Origin of the sequence: Cohnella sp. AR92 (assembly GCF_003990975.1) — a bacterium.
In the GTDB taxonomy this organism is placed as follows: Bacteria; Bacillota; Bacilli; order Paenibacillales; family Paenibacillaceae; genus Cohnella.
Window position 1 is genome coordinate 119,292 of record NZ_RZJR01000001.1, and the last position, 19,933, is coordinate 139,224.

Genomic DNA, 19,933 nt, shown 5'->3' on the forward strand with positions numbered 1-19,933 from the left:
TTAATAACATCATAAACATTCATTATATTTATTCTAATTTAAGGGGTATACTCGAATCAACCCAAATTTTGGATAGCCGGGTTATTAACTACAAGTACTATTTTCCTTATGGGAGGCACTTATGAGCAGAATTGCAAAAACTCCTCAAACACCTTACTATGCAGTGGTTTTTACGTCTGAACTAACAAGTGGAGAACAAGGGTATGAAAAAATGGCGGACAAGATGGTTGAACTTGCTTCTACACAACCAGGCTTTTTAGGCATAGAAAGCAGCGATCGCGACCAGGAAGGGCTAGGGATTACGGTTTCTTATTGGGATTCCCTGGAGTCAATCAAAAATTGGAAAGACCATGCCATGCATAAGGTGGCGCAGGAAAAGGGGAAAGCGGTTTGGTATAAACGATTTGGACTAAGAGTGTGCAGGGTCGAACGAGACAATTTTTTTGAAATGTAAGTGTTATGCATGCCACAACAAATTTAAGGAGGCATTCAAACATGAACACGGAAACGAACGCACAGTCAGATATGATCCGTCCCTTCCGCATCGAAGCTCCCCAGGGCGAACTGAAAGACCTGAACCATCGACTCCGCATGACCCGCTGGCCCGGTGAGTTGTCGGGCGTCGGCTGGAGCTACGGTGCCCCCCTCTCCTTCGTGAAGGACATGGCCGAGTATTGGAGAATTTCGTTTGACTGGCGCCGCCAAGAGGCTCGCTTGAATGAGTTGCCGCAGTTCACCGCCACGGTCGATGGGGCGACTATCCACTTCTTCCACATCCGGTCGCAAGAGCCGAACGCCACGCCACTCTTGCTCGTTCACGGCTGGCCGAGTTCGCCCGTCGAATTCCTGGATCTGATAGGTCCCCTGACCGATCCGACTTCCTACGGTGGCGACGTGTCGGACGCGTATCACCTCGTCATCCCGTCCCTGCCGGGGTTCGGTTTGTCCGGTCCGACGACCGAAACGGGATGGTCGCCACGTCGCGCGGCCGGCGCACTAGCTGAGCTGATGGGCTTGCTTGGCTATGAGCGCTATGGCGTACAGGGTGGAGACATGGGGGCGATTATCGCGCCGGAGATCGGCCGGATCGCGGCGCAGAACGTGATCGGTGTCCACGTCAACGCCGCGACTATGGGCTTTGTTCCCTTCGGCCAGGTCGAAGATGAGGTATTAGGAACACTGACCGAGGCTGAGAAGGTCCGGTTGGAGCGCCTGGGCCAATTCATGCAGGAGCGGTTCGGCTTTAACAAGATTCAATCGACTAGGCCTCAGACGCTGGCCTATGGACTGCACGATTCCCCGGTCGGCCTGCTCGCCTGGACGTGCGAATTGTACTACGGCTTCGGTGACGCCTTGGAGGCCGTGGACCGAGATCGCTTCCTGACGAACCTCATGCTTTATTGGCTAACCGGCACGGCGAATTCTTCCGCCCGCATGTACTACGAAGGCGCGCATGATGCGGCGGCCTGGGTACCTAAAGATCCATCGCCGACGCCTGTGGGCGTAGCCGTATTCCAGCAATCTGATGTTGCGATCCGCCGCTTTGCCGAGCTCGCCAACAACATCGTGCATTGGAACGAATTCGAGCGCGGAACACACTTTGCGGCGATCGACGCGCCGGATCTGATGGTCGGGGATATCCGGTCGTTTTTCAGGAATTTATAGAGTAAACGACAAGCAGGGCACCTCCTCAGGTGCCCTCGATTTTCGCTTTGGCTTTTACATCGCTTCGATGCGGTTTTTTTGCCACTTCAGCGTTATTGATGATCAGCGATGCCTTGAAAACAGGGATTATAGATCCTTAAACAATAGATCTGCTCAAAGCCGATAGCTGAGTTACACCTGTCTATGCCTTACATTTACAAGCAATATGCTAGAAACGATAAGCGCCATTCCTACGATAAGGTTCATCGTCAAATGCTCGTTCAGGAACAAAATGCTGCAGACGATGGAGACGACCGGGATAAGGAAGGTGTAAGAGCCGACCTTCGATGCCTCGCCTGAACCGATTAGCTTGAAGTATACGAGCCAACCGAGTGCAATGATAAATACAGAGATGAACAGCGTATCGTACAAGAAAGCGGCCGTCCAGCGTACCTCTGACCAGCTCTCGACAGTCGAGCCGTAAGCCGTCATGACGATGCCTCCAATCACGATCTGCATAGCGGTCATCCATAGCGAATCGACCTTGGCTGCCTGCCGTTTGATATAAACCGTGCCAAGCGCCCAGCTTAGCGCGGACCCCAAGGCAAGTAGTATGCCCAAGATGGAAATGCCCCCCTTCAATCCGCCGATGCTCATCGCGGCGACTCCGCCGAAGCCGAGCAGTAAGCCGACCATTTTCCGCGTGTACATCCCCTCTCCCAGCCACATCCAAGCGAACAATCCGAGTAGCACAGGCTGGAGGAACACGATCGCAGAGAACAGGCCAGCCGGCATGTATTGGAGGCCGACGGTTTGGAAGCCGTAGTAGAATACGATGCTTAAGAATGCGGACAGCACATAATACCGCCATGTTTCCCGAAGCCGAAGCAGCTTCCAGTGCGGCAACGCAATAATAATAAGCAGTGCGCCTCCGATTAGGGTACGAAGTCCGGCAAACAGAAGCGGCGGCGTAAACTCGAGAGCATACTTGGACAAAGGCCAGTTAATCCCCCACATTAGAATGAGGAAGGCCAAATAGAATAACGTTTGCTTACTTGATAATGCTGTCTCTGACATATAACGAATCTCTCCTTGTGAGAAGCCTTATCCGAATGATACACTATATTCCAGCATGATTAAAATGAATGTTTCTCATAGGGGGCATATCATTAACGTTATGACCAATACACAAATCAAGCTGTTCGTAAAGATTGCAGAGACGGCGAGCTTCACAAAAGCCGGCCTCGAACTCAATATGACGCAGCCTGCGGTCAGCCGAGCAATCTCCTCGCTAGAATCGGAGTTGGACATCCCTCTGCTGCTGCGTGACCGCCGCGGCGTACAATTGACTGAAGCCGGGAAGCGAATCGTCGTTCTGTTCCGCGAGATTCTCAGCACCTTCGCCAAGGTCGATCAAGTCGTCGCCGATGAGAAAGGGCTTCAAGTCGGCACCATCCGCGTCGGAGCGTTTCCCGTGGCCGCTGCTCACTTCCTGCCTCGTATTATTAGCGCTATCGCCAAGCAGCATCCGAACATCGCATTCGAGCTGCAAGAGGGTAGCATCGACGAGCTGAGAAACTGGCTGGAGACACGAGTGATCGACGTTGCATTGCTCATTCCGCCGGATGGAGATTGGGATACGATTCCGCTCTATCGGGAGAAAATGTTCGCCATACTGCGAGAGGATCATCCTTTGAGCGGTTTGCCCATTGTCCCCGTCAAACAGCTCTCGAAGGAGCCATTCATTACGTGTAATGCCGGCTATGAGCCGCCGCTTACCGACCTTTTCGAACGAGCGAGGACCCACTTGCAACCGAAGTACATCGTTCAGAGTGTCAGCATGGCTCTCCATATGGCGGAGGAGGGGCTCGGCTTCCCCATTCTGTCCGAGCTTGCGCTGAAGTCTCTCCCTCCAGGGCTTGTGAAACGCAAGCTTGAACCGAATGCCTATCGCGATATTGGGCTTGCGGTTCCATCCATCCATGAGGCATCCCACGCGGTCAAGTTGTTCATTCGGACGACGCTCGATCTGTTTCCGCCGCCGCCGAATGGCCTGACTTAAAGAAAATTAATCCCCAATCGGAAGTCCGACACCGCTTCGTAAAGCAGCACCAAAAGCAGATTCGTCGCTGTAGCCAGACTATATTAATCAGACCTATCAAGGCACCCTAAATGGGTGCCTTTCGCTTTCGCATTTGAGATGATACGCTGAACACACCTGAGGAAATTCGGATCCGTATTTTCAAATATATTTATTCACCAACTGAACCTTTTTGCCCGCGAGAGCGAAGTAAGGGTTGAAACACGTCAGGGAGGGCCCCCCATGAATGACAAAGAGTTACTTATGTGGCTTGAAAAAGCAACGTCGGGCGATGAGTCGGCGTTTCAGCTTGTCTATCAGGCGACGCATCAAGACATCTATCGGACGGTTGCTTTTCTCGTCTTCAACAAACAGGACATTGAGGATATCGTGAACGAAGTTTACGTGGGCATGTGGCGGTCGTTTCACGCGTACGATCCGAACCGGCCGTTCCGGTATTGGTTGCACGGGATCACTGTTCGTCAGGTCCAGGATTGGAAACGAAAGGCCTGGCGGCGAATTCGCCTCTTTGAACGAAACCGCCAGATGACTTGCGAACAGTACGAGTGGACGGACAAAGCTGTCCTGCAGTCCGAAATGCAGCATGAACTGTCCAGTCATGTCCTCAAGCTGTCGTACAAACTACGTGTGGTTGTCATCCTGCGCTATTTTCACGACTATGCTCTGGAAGAAATCGCAGACCTGCTGCAGATCCCCGTTGGCACCGTAAAATCCAGGAATCATCTGGCATTGAAGCAACTTCGGAAACGTTTCGAGATGATGGGAGGAGACGCGTATGTCCATTGATAAGGAACTGCGTGAAGAGCTGCGCCAGGCGGCAGATTCGATGCACTGCCCACCCGATTTATATGGACGCGTCCGACAGTCCTATCAACACTATTTAAACGAAAAGAGAGGTAGAGCTCCTATGAAAAAACGCATGATTGCAGGCATTGTTGCAGTAGCCATCCTGATTCCGTCAACCGTATTCGCAGCTTCCTATCTGGCCGACGATATTTTCGGTTCCTCCGCGACCATTGAACAGCATGGCGGTACACAGGAAGATTATCAAGAGATTGATGGAATGCTTCAGGCAGCAAAAGGCAAGCTCACGGAAGACGAATTCAAGGAATATTCGGAGCTGACGAAGCAGTTGATGCAATTAAAGCTGAAGATCACCGATGAAAATGGAGTTGCGCATGAGGAGGAGTTGTCCAAAGAAGAGCAACAGCAGTTTGAACAGATCGCTTCCAAGCTAGCTCCGTATTTCGAGAAGATAAACGGAGCCGCCAAACCGTAAGATAACGAATTGGCCAAGGAATTCAAACTTATCAAGGCACCCTAAATGGGTGCCTTTTGATTTCGCAAAAAAGATCCAATCACCGAAGTGACTGGATCTGGATCAACAATAATAAACTAAAATTCAAAATCGATGGTAGCATTGTTGGTCCATTCAAACGGACCAGGTGAGACATCTGCATCGGGTCTCTTATTCCCGAAGAAGTCGGAGTCGAAACGATATGGAGTGCCGTCCGGTTCCTCATACTTCATATCGGCGTGATAAGTCTTGCCAAGCAGGTCGGTGGTCACCAACGTTGCAGAGGCTCCCCGAAGCAATTCGGGCTCTTTGACCTGAATGTGCACCCTGCCTTGCGCAGGATTAATCTCGACTTTTATACCCTTCTGCGCATAGATCTTCGCATGGGGTTCATGACTGCTTGGAACCGCATGGTTAAGATATAAATTTCCGCCCATCGCCACCGGAAGAACCGCATTTCCAATAAAGAAATCCTTTGCGGCTTCGCCAAGCTCAATAAGCTCCTCCGGGGTGTATTCCCACCATTTCTTATCTTTTACATCGGGATGTTTGTCGTAGCCCCCCAGTCCCACGGCATGCAGATAGCAAATGGAATTGTCCGGAACGCCGTCCATGACCGTCTTCCCGTCTTCTCCAACTTCATCTCTTGGCTTAAGCGGAAGATGCTCGAAAAAGGTTATTGGAACAGGTTCCTTATTCGCGTCGTTATCCCCCAAAAAGATATTGTTGTAGTACCTGTCATCGCCCCCGGTGATGTTGGAGTACCCTGCCATTGCCGTCTCGTGAGGGAAGTGATACGGCGTAGTACGGGTAATCTCGGAACGAACGACAAATCTGCCTGCAAACAAGTTATGGGCAAATGCCCCGCCCTGTGCCATATTTCTGAAATTCATCGGAGAGAGAAACAGATTATGATCGACCATATACGGACCATGGCAAACCTCAACGAAGAGGTCTTCGGAAAGGTTGTCAAAAAATACATTGCGGCTGATGCGCGTGCCCTGTGCCTGCCAGTCAAGCCAAAGCGCACGGTAACAGCTGTAGATTCTGTTTTCGCTAATTTGAGTATCCAGGGAAGCATGCAGTTTAATGCCCGCTACTTCGGCACCGTGCCTGAGCCGTTTGTGGTGAATATTGTAAATGTGGTTCTGATAAATGCGGCTGAAGGCTCCCCCCATATGCCCCACAATACCGGCCTGTTCGCAATCGTGAATCACATTGCCTCGAACGATGTGACTGCCGACTCTATCCTTATGCCAGCCGGAGCGTAATGCTCGTAAAATAACCTCCTGCTCGCGTTGAGTTCCGCCTTTCATATGCTTCCCCGAAGACTTGGTGTGGCCTGTACCGATCTCCGTACCGAGGCTGATGCCAACGCATTTGGATTCACTGATTATATTGTTTTCTATAATCCAACCCTTGCTCCAGTGAGGTCCGATCAAACCTTCCTGGTAGTCGGTAGGCGGCGCCCATTGAGGAGAGGCTTGACGAAGGGTGAATCCGCTTACAGTTATATAGTTAAGTCCTGGTTTCTCAGGCCAGAAGCAATAAGGACGGACATTAATCTCGACATTTTCCTTACGAGGATCTTTCCCGCCGAAATGGGCCCAAATTTTTGTTGTTGCAACGCCAACTTCGGCATGCCATTTGAGCAGCGAGTCCTCGGGATATTTGGCTTCGGGCCAAACTTCGGGCTTGCGGACCTTCTCGACGCTCTCGCATTCATACAAAGATTTGCCATCCAAATAGACATCGCCGAGATGAACCGGGAAGGGCCCGTCAAACACCCAGTCCCCGCTCAACTCCACTTCAAAGGGATTACGAACGGAGAAGATGGAATTGAGTACTTCCGTACTCCAAACATGATCCCCTTCGGACTTCCAGTCGGTAATCCGTTCCGCTCCTGTAATGACGACTTCCCCGTCTCCCGCGGATCGATAGAGGATTCTATGCTCCGCTGTTCCTCCATTAGCAGGGTTAACCCATTCCCTGTATACTCCGGCATGAACGATAACCGTGTCGCCAGCCAGGGCAAGAGCCGCAGCGCGCGATATTGTGCGAAAGGGTTGATCGGCTGTTCCTCTCAGCTGATCGTTCCCCTGTACGGATACATGATACTCCATAAATATCCCCCTTCTTCCTACCTTATAAAAGTCGTAAGAATTCCATGCAAGCTGGCGGCAGGCTAAGTTCAAAATTATTATTGTATTAAGTAACAATATTAACATATCCTGCAGCCAGGAGGAATGATATGGAGTTTCTCATACGAGATGCCCTTTGCGGCGAGCTAGAATCAGCATGGTGATGGCGATCATTAGACTGATTATTACGGGTATAATTGAAGCTTCAAGGCCAAATTGGCCTCCCGTGAGAAGGGCTGGACCCGTCACTTTAACGGTGAACAGACCTGAGGAGGAATGGCCCGAGACGGGAATGCCTAAGAGTCCTTCTATTGTATTCCAGAAGAAATGGAGGCTAATGATAAACCAAACATTGCGCCGCCAAAGGAAGGCTGCACCTAGCAATACGCCGGCTTCAATGATAATGGATAGGGCTCCCCAAGCTGTAGCTCCGGGGTTGCCTAGATGAGCGATCCCAAAGAAGAGGGATGTTAGAATCAGCGCAAGCCGACTTCCGCCCATTTTCTCAATGGCTTGGAAAGCAAGCCCGCGAAAGATCAATTCTTCTACGAAGGCAGCGCCGAGTTGCGTGGCGATAATAGGCCAAACGACAGAGCCGATGTTTTCGTTTGACCACTTGAATGAATACCCGCCGAGCAGGACGATGAGCGATGTTGAAACGATGATAAAGATAAGGCCGATGGCGGCGCCGTAAATAATCTCCGATACCGCACGCCGTTGGAACAGAAGTTCAGGAACCGGCCGCCGCGCCAGGAATTTCATCGTAAGCCAGTAGATCGCGATTGCAACCGCGCTTCCGACAAGCGCCAGCATGATGGATCCCGGCGCTTCTAAATCTTCGGATAACAGGTTGAATGTCACATTGGCGAGAGCGATCCCAAGCGCTCCCACGAGCATCCAGATGAGGGGGAATCGAAAGAACGCAACAAGCTTAGACGATTCCTTGCCGCTAAGTGCCTCATTATGGGGTGTTTTTCTCATGATAGGTGATTGCTCCTCTTCTTGTTCAGGATTTAAATCACACTATACTTTAAAAAAGTCAAACCTCAGCAGTGCCGTTTGGTCATATCGCGGTCATATGACTTTACCCAAATAAAAAACCGACACCCGTTAAGGTGTCGGTTTCGAGCTGTTCATTAAAAATCTAAAATCCCTGTCTCTTTGGCCTTATAGGCAGCTTCTCTTCTTCCTTTTACATTCATTTTCGAATAGATATTCGAGATATAATTCTTAACCGTACCCTCACTGAGATATAAGGCCTTAGCGATATCCTGATTGCGCAGACCTAACGCCAGCTTGTGAAGAACTTCGACTTCACGGTTGCTAAGCCCGAATTCATTGTTCTTATCCATTGTCGATGAAATACCGCTTTTCAGCATGCTTTTAATCATTTTGTCCGCCATTTCCGGCGAAATGAGAGTGCCTCCCGTATGAACCACTCGGATGCCTGCGATGAGGTTCTTAGGGTGAATGGCTTTGAGCAGGTAACCCTCCGCTCCATGGCTTAACGCCGCCAGAACATATTCAACTTCTTTGTAAGAAGTCAGAATAATAATTTTCGTCGACGGGAATCGAGGCTTGATCTTCTCTGTAGCAACAACGCCATCCATAATAGGCATGTTGATATCCATGAGGATGATATCCGGTTGGGATTTCTCGCAATAGTCGATCGCCTCTTCACCATTCTTAGCCAATCCCACAATCTCGATATCGTCTTCCATCTCGAGTACGATTTTAAGACTTTCAAGGATCAATTCCTGATCATCAACGATGAGCACTTTAATTCTCGGCATCCGGCTTATCTCCTTTCAGTGGGATCTCGCATCTGACTTCAACGCCAGCGACCGCCAAGGAGGAGATCGAGAAGGTACCTCCCAGCATCTCCACCCGATTCTTCATCGTTGATAGGCCGAACCCATGCTCTATCTTACCCAGGGGAGTTCCATTATTGCGAATGGCAACGGATAAAGCCGATGGAGAAAAGCGGAGCTCCAGCTCAATTTCCGTTGCCTTCCCGTGCTTGAGCGCATTCGTAAAAGACTCTTGTATCACCCGAATGATCGACTGCCGCATATCGAAAGGAAGGGTCCGTTCTGTGCCCTTCAGCGTGAGAAGAATGACCGTTCCGGTATATTCTCGAAAGTTGCTGACGAGTCTCTCGGCATGGTCCGCTAGACTTGTCGTCTCTTCTTCCCCCATCTTATGCACGATGTCTCTCATTTCATCCAGGTTCTGCTCCGTCATTCCTCTTATGCTAATCAACTTTTCCTTGGCCAGGCTTGGGTTTTTGCCTAGAAGGGCAATTGCCGCATCGAGACTCATAATAAGGGAAATAAAAGAGTGCCCTAACGTGTCGTGCATCTCCTTGGACATACGGCTTCGTTCCTCCAGCAGAGTCATCCTTTCGATCTCGGCGGCATATTGGGATAACAGTTTATTTTGTTCATCGATCTCTTTAGCTAATTTATTTTTCTCATGATAGGCCTTGGCGATGAAGCTGACCCAAATCCCGATAAAAGAGAAAAGAAGGTTATCCGAGCTTGAACCGAGCGCCAGATCCCAGGTGACTTTCCCGAATAACATGCTGGTGAAGGGGAGTACGGATAGGACCGGGATCGTCCAGGCCGTCTTTCTGGTTAATAGGTAGCCGATTGTAAGGCTAGGGATAAGGTAATCGACACTCCCAAGTTGATCGGCCTGCATAAACGATTTAACGTAGTAAGATCCCCCTAGCAATAGTTCAAGCGAGATGAACCATCCCTTGTTCATCCTTTGCTGCGGAAACCAGAATAAAGCCGGAATAATAAGGGCCGCCAAGATCCAGACGATGTTCACGAACAATCGAGGCGAATATTCATTCTCCATTAAAAGATGAGATAACAGCAAAATATAATTATAGGACCGGAGCCCAAATATCCCCCAGTCCATGAAATAAAAAACTTTTTTCACAGGCATCCTTCCTTACCCAAGTAGGACATATGTATTTCCTTAATTATACATCAACTGGGTTTGCGCTGCTGTAATAAGGGGGGGAAAGCCAATCATACATACGCCGTGCAGGACAAAAGGTATGTAGAGGGAATCTGATAGAAAAAGCGCAATCCCGAGGGATTGCGCTTCTTCTATCGATTATTGATTCAGCGAAGGGTACTCCTTCATCTCGATTCTTCCGTCTCCCCATTCGCTTTGTGTTTCTACGAGCGTATAGGCTTTGTCTGCTACGCTGTTTACGGCAGCGTCTTCTCTAGGCTGCATGTCCTTTAGCCACCCGTCATATTCCACCGACAACAGCTGCTTGTTATAACGGGAGAATGTCAGTTGGGCGCGCTCGCCGCCTTCCGACTTCACCATAAAGGTAATATCGGGATTGCTGCCGTAGTTCGAACTGGTGTAGCCTTGCGAGACATATTCAACCGAAGCGAACTTACCCGGTACGAGCTTGTGATTCTCCGCCATTTCCTTCGCCAGCTTCGTAAAATCATCGTGTTGCTTCAGCAACTTTTTATCCAAACCAAGCGATCCGGCGTTCTTCCAATACTGGCCTTGGTGGGCGACCCGAGGGTCTCCTGTTACTGCGTCCACTTCAAACGTATAGCTTTGGCCGTCCGCCTCGGCTACTTCGCCGTACCATGTAGCGCGGGGATCAAGCGCGGTCGCGGGGTGGTAAGACATGACGATTGTCTTGCCTTTCAGATCCGCTTGAAACAGCGTCCATAGATTTTGCGCCCCGAGCTCAGCGGCTTCGCTCATCCCCAAGTCATTTGCCGTTCCTTGCCCGCTGAGATCATGAAGCTTTACCTGATAATCGGCCTTAACATAACCGCTTGGCAAGCTCTCTTTCGCCGTTTGGACGACGGGCGCGCTGTAGCTGGTCGCTACGCTTGTCGTCTTGTTCGTCTCCGCCGCTTTCGCCCCTTGAGCCAAGCCCCCGAAGACAAGAGTACACGCCGTAATCGCCGCAGCCGTTCCGAGTACAATCGTTTTTAATTCTTTTCCTTTTCCTATTGTTGCCTTCATGATAGCTCTCCTTTTTTAAACGCGATTTTTGCTTACAGGTGCAAGTATGAGGGCGCCAGGTTAGCAATCTATCATCAAGTTATCACGAAGTTGTAAAAGTAATTTTGCTGATCGTGCCTCTGCCGATTTGCGAAGAAAAAGATAACTTGGCGCCATGGCTGGCAGCAATCTGCTCACATAGAGCCAGTCCCAAGCCTGCTCCGCCGCCAGCTCTGCTGCGAGCTTGGTCAACGCGGTAAAAGGCTTCCGTTACGCGCCCCAATTGTTCATCGGTCATTCCTTTGCCGTCATCGGTTACGAGAATGACGGGGCGTTCAGACTCCATATAAGCTTCCAGAAGCACCAGACCGCCCGGGGGACAAGCCTTAACGGCGTTATCTGCCAAATTGACGACAAGACTCTCCAATAGATCGCGGTCACCGTCTACCGCATCCAATCGGCACTTCCAAGTCAGCCTGACCTTGCAATCTTCCAACTTGAGCTTAAGCGTCTCCTCCGTTTTACGGAACAGTTCTTTTATCTCAACCGGTTCCCGCCGGATGTCGCTGCGGCCAAGCGTCGCCAGCTCTAGTAATTGATAGGCTAGATTCTGAAGTCTGCGGCTCTCCGACATGATATAATCGGTTGCCGCCAACTTATCCTCATCCGTTAACTCTACCTTCTGAATATACTCCGCATAGCCGTATATAGAGGTTAACGGGGTGCGAAGCTCGTGAGCGAAATTATCGATAAAACGCTGTTTTTGTTCGGCCGCTAGCTTCAGTTGCCCTATCTGCTTCTGGATTTCCTCGGCCATATGGTTAAAGCTATCAGCCATCTCCGACAGCTCGTCATGACGGGTCGCGCCAATGCGGTTGCCATATTCTCCTTGCGCAATGCACTTCGAAGCTTCCGAGATTTGACGAAGCGGCTTGAACACGCGGCCGAGCACGAAGTGCAGACAAACGGCCAACAATGTGCATAAGACGATTCCCAACAGAAACAGCATGCCGGTCATACGGCTCCATGCCGATAAGTAGCCCGAGACATCATAAAGGTAGGTTAACGTATAGGTCTCGTAAGGTGCGGGAAGATTGCCTATTACGCTGACATAGGTCCGTCCATCCAGCTTCGTTGTCGTTACGGTTCGCTCTCCCGGAATTGCGGCTTGAGAATGGCCGGAGCGCCGGTCGCCTTTCGGCAGACTGGTGTATAGGATGCGGCCTTCTTCCGACAGCTCGAGGGCTACGCCTTGCTTGCCATAGTATGCGGAATACGACTGGAACAGCGAGCCTAGCGCCGCATCCGCGATAGTCCCCCTGCTTTCCAAAGCGTACAAATCCTTGCCGTAAGTGGAGGCAATAAAATAATGTTCGCCCAGACTTCGTTCGCGTGAACCGTCAAGATTGGTTTTGAGCGTAATCGCCGAGAACAAAAAAATGGACAGATTAAAAAAGAGAAGGAACAGCGTCAGAGTAACCAGAAACGTTCTTGCTCTCATCTCTATACCTCTAATCGGTAGCCTAGCTTGTAGACCGTCTTGATGCGGTCCTCCAGGCCAAACTTCTTCCGAAGCCTCTGAATATGGACATCCACTGTTCGAGTATCCCCTTCATAGTCGTAGCCCCATGCCAATTCGAGCAGCTTCTCCCGCGAAAGCGCGATGTTGCGGTTTCTCACTAGCGTTTCCAGCAGTTCAAATTCCCGTGGCGTGTATTCGATCGGCTGTTGATCGCAGTAGATTTGGCGGCTTCCGAAATCGATGCGCATCCCGTCCAGCTCGAAGCTCTCCCCCGTGCGTTCTCTCCTCGTACGGCGCAATACGGCATCCACGCGAGCCAGTAACTCCAACATCTCGAAAGGCTTGGTGATGTAATCGTCAGCGCCCATTGTTAGTCCCTTAACCCGATCGGATAATCCGTCCCGAGCCGTCAGAATGATGGTTGGAATTCCCCGTATTCTTTCGAACACCTCATAACCGCCCATCTTAGGCAGCATAATATCAAGCAGCAAGAGATCATATTTATTCTGTGCAAGCTCATCAACAGCAGCTTGTCCGTCATAAACGGAGACACAGCGATGTCCGACGGTTTGCAGGCTTCTTCGGATCAATTCATTAATTGGTTTCTCGTCTTCGACAATAAGAATTGTCGCCACGGGCATCACCTCTGAACGCAATATATCACGAAAATGTAATAGAGTTGTAAAGGTTAGGGGACGGGCTTCCCGGCAAATAAATAAGGCACCCGGTCAGGTGCCTTTCCATTTCGCTATTGCACCCGGCTATCGCTGCTAACTTAGATATAGGCAGCGCATCTGTCTTCCCGGGCGTTTATCGTTTATAGAATTTCGTAGAACCGAATGCGAACCGATTCTTTGGTCCGCTCGCCTATGCCGACCATCAGCGTTCGGTTCAACCAACCGTATCGGCCGTCTTCCACTTCGAAGACAGGCGTGGTGCGAAAATAGTAATCCTCCGGTGACACGGGTTCTCCCGCAGCCAACCGGCTCATCACTTCCTTCGGACCGTGGCGGTAGCCTCTATTGACGATATAGATCATGGTTCCATCCGCGGTCTTCATCGTATATAGGGCTTTCACTTCCGCGACGCCGTCATTTCGAATCAGCTGCCAATCCGCTCCGCCGGGAAGGATGATCCCTTCGATTTTCGGTCCCGAGAATCGTCCGCCCAGAATGGGAATCATTTTTCTCGCGCCTTTGGGCGTTGCCCCGAGTTCCTGAACGGGGCCGACCTCCATGACGGCTTCGAATGCAAGTTCAGAATGTATCATGACGTCACGTCCTTAACGGCGTTCAAGGTATCTCTATCGAAGCCAGCAATCTTCTTGTAGCGCGCGGAGATGTCCTCCAACTCCTGCCGGCTGATCACGTCATGAAGATTCGCAAACCCGTTAGGCGCCCGTTCCTCCACGATCTGCATCACGATCTCAGGACCGTTCTCGCGGTTGCTGAGTACGATCGATGCCGTTTTCTCCAACCGGAGGGCTTCATATTGCTTCAATGCGGCTTCCACGGATTCATTCGCTTGCAGAGAGCGGGATAAGGCATCCGAATCCAATATCGCTTGGGAAGCACCATTCGATCCGATCGGATACATCGGATGCGCGGCATCGCCCAGCAAAGCTACCCGGCCGAACGCCCATTGCTTGACAGGGTCTTTATCCACGAGAGGAAACTCGTAGACGGACTCCGCTTCCTCGATGATCCGAGGGACGTCGATCCAATCAAACTTCCAATTGGCGAAAGAAGGCGCGAAATCTTCCTTATTGGCCCTGCGGTTCCAGTCGGTGCGATTCCGCATCCCTCCTGGGACGGTCAATTCAGCAATCCAGTTGATGGTCGATTCCCCTTGCGGGTTCGGGGCGGAGATCGGGTACGCCACGAATTTGACGTCGACATGTCCCATCATGATCATCGATCTACCACTCAAGAAGGGAGCGGCTTCCGTCGTGCCGCGCCACAAGATCCGTCCGCCGTACTTGGGATCGCCTTCGTCGGGGTAGAAGGTTTTTCGGACCACGGAGTGAATGCCGTCAGCGCCGATCATCATGTCGGCTTTGTAACTGCCGACAGCCTGTCCGGTCTTGCGGCTGACAAAGTGCGCGGTTACGCCGTCCGCATTCTCTTCGAACGTACTCAAGTGATGGCCCGTTTGGACCGCATGTTCGCCTAGTCGACGTCGAACTTCCTGCAGGAGAAGCAGTTGAAGCTTGCCGCGATGAATGGAGTATTGCGGCCACTGATAGCCGGCGTCCAGTCCCCTCGGCTCCTGCCAAATGAGCTGCCCGAATTTGTTATAGTAGACGAGTTCCGCGGTGCGAACGCCTTCACGATCCAGTTCGTCGGCGAATCCTAATTCGGTTAATACCTTGACGGAATGCGGGAGAAGGTTGATGCCCACCCCCAGCGCACGAATCTCGTCAACGCTTTCAAAAACTTGCACCTTAATTCCAAGCCGATCCAACTGTAAGGCCGTTACTAAGCCGCCGATTCCGGCTCCGATAATCATTGCACTCTTCAGGTTGGTCATCGTTACGCTCCATAATTGTTTAATTTTGGTGCCTATTATTCCAATATTATAAATCAATCTGAATCGGATGTGCTTGTTTTGGCTCAGTTAATAAGAAAATGACCGGGATTGCTATCGCAAATCCGGTCATTTTCTCAAACTGATTACAGGCTGAACGCGGTTATGATAATTATTGCGCGGTATTCTCAAGCCACAGAATGCTTGTGACGCCTCGCGGGTAATACCGGCTGCCGCACGGTACGCCGTTCAGCATCTGGTCGCTCCAGCTCCAAACCGCGGATTCGGGGCGAAGCAGCCAATCGACGTGAGCAGCGTCGGCCGCAGCGGCGGATGCGTCCTGCGGCAGACCGAGCAACCGGTGCGCGACGAATTGGCACAGATAAATTTTACTCAGCCACGAGTTGGAGCTCGTCGACGAAAGCTTCCAACCTCCGTCTTCGAACAAGCAGACGCCTGGGACGAGTACCGTCTGCAAATGCGTCTTCAAAGCGCGGATGTAGCGGCCGAAACGGCCATCCTCTTCCAAAGCTTCCGCATTGCCCGTGAAATAAGGGAATACGAGCCCTTCGATTGCGGGGATGATGCGCGAATCGTTGTTTTCCCCGATGACAGCGGGGATGTAGCCGCCTGCCGTCATGCTTCCCGCCAGCGTCGCCGCGCAGCGCTCTGCTTGCAAACCGGCTGCTTGCGCCCAATCGGACCGGTCGAAATCTTGGAAAATCTTCTCGAGCGCAACGTAAGCGGCCCAGCATTTGCCGGCCAAATAAATATTGTTGCGGGCTTGTCCGAGCGACACGTCGAGGCTGTCGTACGTCGTAATCTCCGCGCCGCCCATCGTGCGGCTGCTGTCGAGTCCCATCAGCCCGTTGCGCTGCGCCGGATCCGGATGATCGCGGTTCATCATGCTGTCCAAGCACTCGCCGAGCAGCGGAATCCGCTGCGACAGCCAGTCGCGGTCGCCGGTCTGCTCCGCATACACGGCCGCGGTCAGCACCCAGTTAACGAGCTGCTCATGCGTCATTTGGGAGAAGCAATCCGCGATGCCGTGAAGCTCATACGAGGAGTAGCCCGGACGCGAGAATACGTTGGCGACGCCCATATCATGGGTGAAGCTGATGCCGCCCGGATACGCTTTGCCGTCGCCGGGGAAATGGGCTTCATCGTAATAGGAATAGCGTTCCGCGAACAGATCGAGCTCGTTCTTAACGGTCCATGGATTCATTCTCAATTCGTAGAACAGCTGGTCGACGGTCAGATCGAACGTATTGATCATCCGATATTCGCCTTCATTGACGATCCACAGCGGCGAGCCGTCGCGGTCGAGCAGCTGGGTGTTGCCGTAATAGCTGCGGATGGAGTGCGCCATCATAAACTTCTGATCGGCGGACAACGGGGCATCGTCGATCATCCGGTCGGCGTCGAGACAATGGCTTACGTAACCGTCGAATTGGGCGAGCGCCGCTTCGGCGACGGACTCGAGGTTACGATAGTACCGGGAATACCAGTACGAGCATTCCATGCCGGAGGTGACGAGGCCGTCCCGGTGGAAAGCGAGCGCGAATCGGTACGTCCGTTTTTGCCCGGCTGGCGTATCAAACAGCAGCATGCCGACGCCCCCGAGTCCGAACAGCCTGTTCTCGGCGCGAATCGGCTTCAGAATGGCTTCCGGGTTGAAGCCTTGCGCCGATTCGACGTTCGGATCGTTCGTCGCGATGGCGACGATGCGCCCTTGCCCGACGCCGTGCAGTCGGCCGTCGGTCGAGTCTTCGAGGCGTCTCATCGCGGCGTACGGATCGTTGCCTCTGAAGCCGAAGAACGCTTGGCGAGGCTGATCGCCTTGGGTGTTGTCGATTGTAATTTCCGCCAGTACGGCGGGCAACAGCGTTTCGCGCAGCTCTTGTTCGGTCGCCTTCAGAGGATCAGGGACGGAGCGGACTTGGGAGTAGAGGCGGAAAGTGAGATCGCCAGCCTGCCAAGTGTCGGTGCACAGCCGGAAATCGCGCGTGATCGCGTCGGGCGGGAATACGGAGACGAGCTGGTCGTTGTCGCTGAGGGAAGAACCGTGCTCGGCTGCGTAACGCTTCGTCTCGTCGTCTGCTCCTTCATAGAAGGGAAGCGCCTCGTAGCCTTTGCCGTCTTGCTTCTGCAGGCCGATATAAACGTTCTGTTTCGGCGGGACGCCGCGCTCGAGATCGAAGCCACCGCTTGCGCCGGGGAATCCGAGGGTGAAGCTGGCGAATGCGCCGATCGGGGAGTGGTGCGCGTTGAAGAATGGATTCAGAGTCATGGGGTTGCCTCCTCAAGCTTGATGATTGCGAAGATAGGATTCTGCCTTTATCCTAAATATACTCCACAACTTTACTAGGAGACAGAAACAAAACGAACCTGATTTTACCCAAATCGCAACTAGGAGGGACGAGCCTTGTGGAAGCTGCCGACAGGCGAAAGGCATAGCCGGGAAGCGCATATGCTGCCCAATATGGAGGCGACGGTATCGCTGCATTACGCGCATATGCGCACGGTGGAACCGAACTGGTCGTATCCCGTCCATAATCATTCTTTGTTTGAGATCAACTGGGTGCTGGCTGGGCAACAGCTCATGCACGTGGGCGGCTTGCCCATCGCGCAGGGAACGGGCGACATCGTGCTTGTTCGTTCGGGAGAGCGCCATCGCAGCGAGGCGCAGGGCGGAGAAGAGATGTCTTATTTCTGCTTGCACTTCGACATTGGAGAAGCCCGTTTCCGCCGGAGGTTGCAGCAAACGAACACGGTCGTTTTTCCCCAAGGTTCCGTCAATGCCCGCAAGCTTTACGAGCCGCTCGGCAAGCTGCTCGAAATGACGCAGGGGATCCCGCAGGCCGCGGGTCCGAACGGGCACATTCGCGCGCTGTCGGCGCTGTTCGAATTGTGTTCCGTGCTGGGAGACGCGCTGGAGGAGGAAGGGACGGCTGCGGATACCCCTTCGTCCTCGCGGCTTCCCGTGGCGCGGGAAATGGCCCGCATGCTGGAAGAGGCGGCTGAGAACCCCTCGAGCGCAGTCGAATCGGCAATTCCGGATGATGCAGGCGGCGAGGGGCGAATTGTGGAGAGGATCGCAGGCCGTCTCGGATTCAGCACGGCGTACTGCAATCGATTGTTTCACGAAGCTTTCGGCTTGTCGCCGCGGCAGTATTTATCCCAAGTGAAGCTGCAACTGGCCAAACGCTGGCTGCTCGATCCGAGCACCTCGGTATCCGATATCGCGCTCAGGCTCGGTTACCGGGACATCGCCCACTTCAGCCGGCAGTTCAAACGCTGGTCGGGCGTCTCTCCGAGCGATTACCGCAAATCGCTTATGTAGGGCTCAGGCGCTATAATTTGTTGACCCATGTTGTTATGTAATCAACGAATTTTTTTGCCGCTGGAGAGATACTTTTAAAGGAAACAGCAGCAATGCCAATGGAACGGAAGTGCTCTCCTTCCAATGGACGCTTGCATAGATCGTAACGAGAATGCTCTAGTATCGTCTCCGGGAGTATGCTTACACCTAAATTATTTTGTACCATGGACATGATGGCATGATCGTCTTCAAGCTCATATTTGATATTCGGCGAAAGTTTGTATTGCGAGAAAATTCGTCTTAGATCTGCATCGCAGCCAGTGGTAGGCATAATGAAAGGCGAGTTTATGATTTGATCGATTCGGATGGTTGATTGCCCGCCAAGAGGGTGATCGGCAGGCAAAATGCAGAGCATTCTGTCTCTTCTCAACAGGATCGCCTCTAACCCCTCCTGAACGGGGAGGTTCACGAAACCAATATCAACGGCTCCGGTTGCAATCCACCTTTCGATCTCGCGGTAGTTGCCGTCAAGTATTTTCGTTTCAATTAACGGAAACCGATCGTGGTACTCTTTTAGAATTCCGGGCAGCCACGATATAGATACGCTTGAAAATGTACCTATCCTCACCGTGCCCGTTTCGATGCCCTTGATCAAAGCCACTTCTTGGTGAAGATCTTCATTTAACTGGGTGATTTTTCTGAAATAATGGAGTAACCGTTCTCCATTATCGGTAAGTTGGACACCTGAACGGTTCCTAATAAGAAGATTCAATCCTAATTCGTGCTCCAATCCGGAGATGGCATGACTGATTGCGGATTGAGTAAGGTTTAACACCTCTCCAGCCTTAGTGAGACTCCCCGTTTCCACTACATGAATGAAAATTTGGTACTTAAGCAAATTCATAATGACCTCTCATTTTCATGAAACAATCTAATTCATTGTATCATTTATATTCATTTTATTTATTTTAATTTAATCATTATAATCAAATCAATAACTTTAGCGGGAGGTACTTATGAGCGGAATAGCAAAGACACCGGAGCCCCCTTATTACGCCGTTATTTTTACATCCGAGAGAACGGATGGGGACAACGGATATGCAGAAATGTCAGAAGAGATGGAGAAACTCGCGAGTTCTCAACCCGGATTTCTAGGCGTAGAAAGCGCCCGGGAAGGCGTAGGCATTACGGTATCGTATTGGGAATCTCTCGATGCCATAAGAAATTGGAAACAGAATGAACGGCATATGATTGCTCAAAGGCGTGGGGTGTCCGATTGGTACCTCCGATTCAAAACGAGAGTCTGCAAGGTCGAACGGGATTACGAATATGAAAAAAACGAGTAGCGATGCCCCCGATGAGAATAGAAACAGGGTGACCCAAG

Annotated in this window: 19 protein-coding genes; 7 read left to right on the plus strand and 12 right to left on the minus strand. The window is 51.7% G+C overall.

Annotation, left to right across the window (positions count from 1 at the left end):
* The first annotated feature begins 121 nt into the window (after positions 1–121).
* Entirely contained in the window at positions 122–454 is a 333-nt protein-coding gene (locus tag ELR57_RS00540) for an antibiotic biosynthesis monooxygenase family protein (protein WP_126956176.1), read from the plus strand.
* Between the two features lie 41 nt (positions 455–495).
* Positions 496–1,665, plus strand: a complete 1,170-nt coding sequence (locus ELR57_RS00545) for an epoxide hydrolase family protein (protein WP_202866387.1) — start codon at positions 496–498, stop codon at positions 1,663–1,665.
* 171 nt (positions 1,666–1,836) lie between these two features.
* Here ELR57_RS00545 and ELR57_RS00550 read toward each other — a convergent pair whose 3' ends face one another.
* Positions 1,837–2,721, minus strand: coding sequence for a DMT family transporter (locus ELR57_RS00550; protein WP_126956180.1), 885 nt, complete (start codon positions 2,719–2,721; stop codon positions 1,837–1,839).
* Between the two features lie 100 nt (positions 2,722–2,821).
* Between ELR57_RS00550 and ELR57_RS00555 the strand changes: the two genes are divergently transcribed.
* The 3 genes from ELR57_RS00555 (at position 2,822) to ELR57_RS00565 (ending at position 5,024) form a co-directional block, all read left to right on the plus strand.
* Positions 2,822–3,706 (plus strand): LysR family transcriptional regulator, encoded by an 885-nt coding sequence (locus ELR57_RS00555; protein WP_126956182.1) that lies wholly within the window; start codon positions 2,822–2,824, stop codon positions 3,704–3,706.
* 261 nt (positions 3,707–3,967) lie between these two features.
* Positions 3,968–4,531, plus strand: coding sequence for a sigma-70 family RNA polymerase sigma factor (locus ELR57_RS00560; RefSeq protein ID WP_126956184.1), 564 nt, complete (start codon positions 3,968–3,970; stop codon positions 4,529–4,531).
* Positions 4,521–5,024, plus strand: a complete 504-nt coding sequence (locus ELR57_RS00565; RefSeq protein WP_126956186.1) for a DUF3600 domain-containing protein — start codon at positions 4,521–4,523, stop codon at positions 5,022–5,024. Before ELR57_RS00560 ends, ELR57_RS00565 begins: the two co-directional genes overlap by 11 nt.
* Positions 5,025–5,140: 116 nt before the next feature.
* On the opposite strand, the gene ELR57_RS00570 is transcribed toward ELR57_RS00565, so the two are convergent.
* The 10 genes from ELR57_RS00570 to ELR57_RS00615 all read right to left on the minus strand — a co-directional run bounded on the left by ELR57_RS00570 (position 5,141) and on the right by ELR57_RS00615 (position 17,517).
* The gene (locus ELR57_RS00570) at positions 5,141–7,165 is read right to left on the minus strand and encodes a right-handed parallel beta-helix repeat-containing protein (protein WP_158629886.1); all 2,025 of its coding nucleotides are present in this window, start codon (positions 7,163–7,165) and stop codon (positions 5,141–5,143) included.
* A gap of 138 nt (positions 7,166–7,303) precedes the next feature.
* Positions 7,304–8,164: a CPBP family intramembrane glutamic endopeptidase gene (locus tag ELR57_RS00575; RefSeq protein ID WP_126956190.1), complete on the minus strand. Its 861-nt coding sequence runs from the start codon at positions 8,162–8,164 to the stop codon at positions 7,304–7,306.
* A gap of 155 nt (positions 8,165–8,319) precedes the next feature.
* Positions 8,320–8,976, minus strand: coding sequence for a response regulator transcription factor (locus tag ELR57_RS00580; RefSeq protein ID WP_126956192.1), 657 nt, complete (start codon positions 8,974–8,976; stop codon positions 8,320–8,322).
* Complete coding sequence (locus ELR57_RS00585; protein ID WP_238162359.1) at positions 8,963–10,138, minus strand: sensor histidine kinase; 1,176 nt, start codon at positions 10,136–10,138, stop codon at positions 8,963–8,965. Before ELR57_RS00585 ends, ELR57_RS00580 begins: the two co-directional genes overlap by 14 nt.
* A 174-nt stretch (positions 10,139–10,312) precedes the next feature.
* Complete coding sequence (locus ELR57_RS00590; protein ID WP_126956196.1) at positions 10,313–11,200, minus strand: hypothetical protein; 888 nt, start codon at positions 11,198–11,200, stop codon at positions 10,313–10,315.
* Positions 11,201–11,282: 82 nt separating this feature from the next.
* Complete coding sequence (locus ELR57_RS00595; RefSeq protein ID WP_126956198.1) at positions 11,283–12,680, minus strand: HAMP domain-containing sensor histidine kinase; 1,398 nt, start codon at positions 12,678–12,680, stop codon at positions 11,283–11,285.
* Positions 12,681–12,682: 2 nt separating this feature from the next.
* Positions 12,683–13,336 (minus strand): response regulator transcription factor, encoded by a 654-nt coding sequence (locus ELR57_RS00600; protein ID WP_126956200.1) that lies wholly within the window; start codon positions 13,334–13,336, stop codon positions 12,683–12,685.
* A gap of 182 nt (positions 13,337–13,518) precedes the next feature.
* Positions 13,519–13,971 (minus strand): DUF3237 domain-containing protein, encoded by a 453-nt coding sequence (locus tag ELR57_RS00605; protein ID WP_126956202.1) that lies wholly within the window; start codon positions 13,969–13,971, stop codon positions 13,519–13,521.
* Positions 13,968–15,230 carry a flavin-dependent oxidoreductase gene (locus ELR57_RS00610; RefSeq protein ID WP_126956204.1) on the minus strand — a complete coding sequence of 421 codons (1,263 nt, stop codon included), beginning with the start codon at positions 15,228–15,230 and terminating at the stop codon, positions 13,968–13,970. The genes ELR57_RS00605 and ELR57_RS00610 overlap by 4 nt, the downstream gene beginning before the upstream one ends.
* Before the next feature lie 169 nt (positions 15,231–15,399).
* Positions 15,400–17,517: a glycoside hydrolase family 52 protein gene (locus ELR57_RS00615; protein ID WP_126956206.1), complete on the minus strand. Its 2,118-nt coding sequence runs from the start codon at positions 17,515–17,517 to the stop codon at positions 15,400–15,402.
* A gap of 135 nt (positions 17,518–17,652) precedes the next feature.
* On the opposite strand from ELR57_RS00615, the gene ELR57_RS00620 reads away from it, so the two are divergent.
* On the plus strand, positions 17,653–18,570 hold the full coding sequence (locus tag ELR57_RS00620) for a helix-turn-helix transcriptional regulator (RefSeq protein WP_126956208.1): 918 nt from the start codon (positions 17,653–17,655) through the stop codon (positions 18,568–18,570).
* A gap of 10 nt (positions 18,571–18,580) precedes the next feature.
* Here the strand turns inward: ELR57_RS00620 and ELR57_RS00625 are convergent, their stop codons facing one another.
* Entirely contained in the window at positions 18,581–19,453 is an 873-nt protein-coding gene (locus tag ELR57_RS00625; protein WP_126956210.1) for a LysR family transcriptional regulator, read from the minus strand.
* A 112-nt stretch (positions 19,454–19,565) separates the two neighbouring features.
* Between ELR57_RS00625 and ELR57_RS00630 the strand changes: the two genes are divergently transcribed.
* Complete coding sequence (locus tag ELR57_RS00630) at positions 19,566–19,895, plus strand: antibiotic biosynthesis monooxygenase family protein (RefSeq protein WP_126956212.1); 330 nt, start codon at positions 19,566–19,568, stop codon at positions 19,893–19,895.
* The last annotated feature ends 38 nt before the right edge of the window (positions 19,896–19,933 follow it).

Bases quoted from the DNA above. Each gene is read 5' to 3' on its own strand.
- ELR57_RS00540 (WP_126956176.1), top strand. From the start codon at position 122: ATGAGCAGAATTGCAAAAACTCCTCAAACACCTTACTATGCAGTGGTT.
- ELR57_RS00545 (WP_202866387.1), top strand. From the start codon at position 496: ATGAACACGGAAACGAACGCACAGTCAGATATGATCCGTCCCTTCCGC.
- ELR57_RS00550 (WP_126956180.1), bottom strand. From the start codon at position 2,721: ATGTCAGAGACAGCATTATCAAGTAAGCAAACGTTATTCTATTTGGCC.
- ELR57_RS00555 (WP_126956182.1), top strand. From the start codon at position 2,822: ATGACCAATACACAAATCAAGCTGTTCGTAAAGATTGCAGAGACGGCG.
- ELR57_RS00560 (WP_126956184.1), top strand. From the start codon at position 3,968: ATGAATGACAAAGAGTTACTTATGTGGCTTGAAAAAGCAACGTCGGGC.
- ELR57_RS00565 (WP_126956186.1), top strand. From the start codon at position 4,521: ATGTCCATTGATAAGGAACTGCGTGAAGAGCTGCGCCAGGCGGCAGAT.
- ELR57_RS00570 (WP_158629886.1), bottom strand. From the start codon at position 7,165: ATGGAGTATCATGTATCCGTACAGGGGAACGATCAGCTGAGAGGAACA.
- ELR57_RS00575 (WP_126956190.1), bottom strand. From the start codon at position 8,164: ATGAGAAAAACACCCCATAATGAGGCACTTAGCGGCAAGGAATCGTCT.
- ELR57_RS00580 (WP_126956192.1), bottom strand. From the start codon at position 8,976: ATGCCGAGAATTAAAGTGCTCATCGTTGATGATCAGGAATTGATCCTT.
- ELR57_RS00585 (WP_238162359.1), bottom strand. From the start codon at position 10,138: ATGCCTGTGAAAAAAGTTTTTTATTTCATGGACTGGGGGATATTTGGG.
- ELR57_RS00590 (WP_126956196.1), bottom strand. From the start codon at position 11,200: ATGAAGGCAACAATAGGAAAAGGAAAAGAATTAAAAACGATTGTACTC.
- ELR57_RS00595 (WP_126956198.1), bottom strand. From the start codon at position 12,680: ATGAGAGCAAGAACGTTTCTGGTTACTCTGACGCTGTTCCTTCTCTTT.
- ELR57_RS00605 (WP_126956202.1), bottom strand. From the start codon at position 13,971: ATGATACATTCTGAACTTGCATTCGAAGCCGTCATGGAGGTCGGCCCC.
- ELR57_RS00610 (WP_126956204.1), bottom strand. From the start codon at position 15,230: ATGACCAACCTGAAGAGTGCAATGATTATCGGAGCCGGAATCGGCGGC.
- ELR57_RS00615 (WP_126956206.1), bottom strand. From the start codon at position 17,517: ATGACTCTGAATCCATTCTTCAACGCGCACCACTCCCCGATCGGCGCA.
- ELR57_RS00625 (WP_126956210.1), bottom strand. From the start codon at position 19,453: ATGAATTTGCTTAAGTACCAAATTTTCATTCATGTAGTGGAAACGGGG.
- ELR57_RS00630 (WP_126956212.1), top strand. From the start codon at position 19,566: ATGAGCGGAATAGCAAAGACACCGGAGCCCCCTTATTACGCCGTTATT.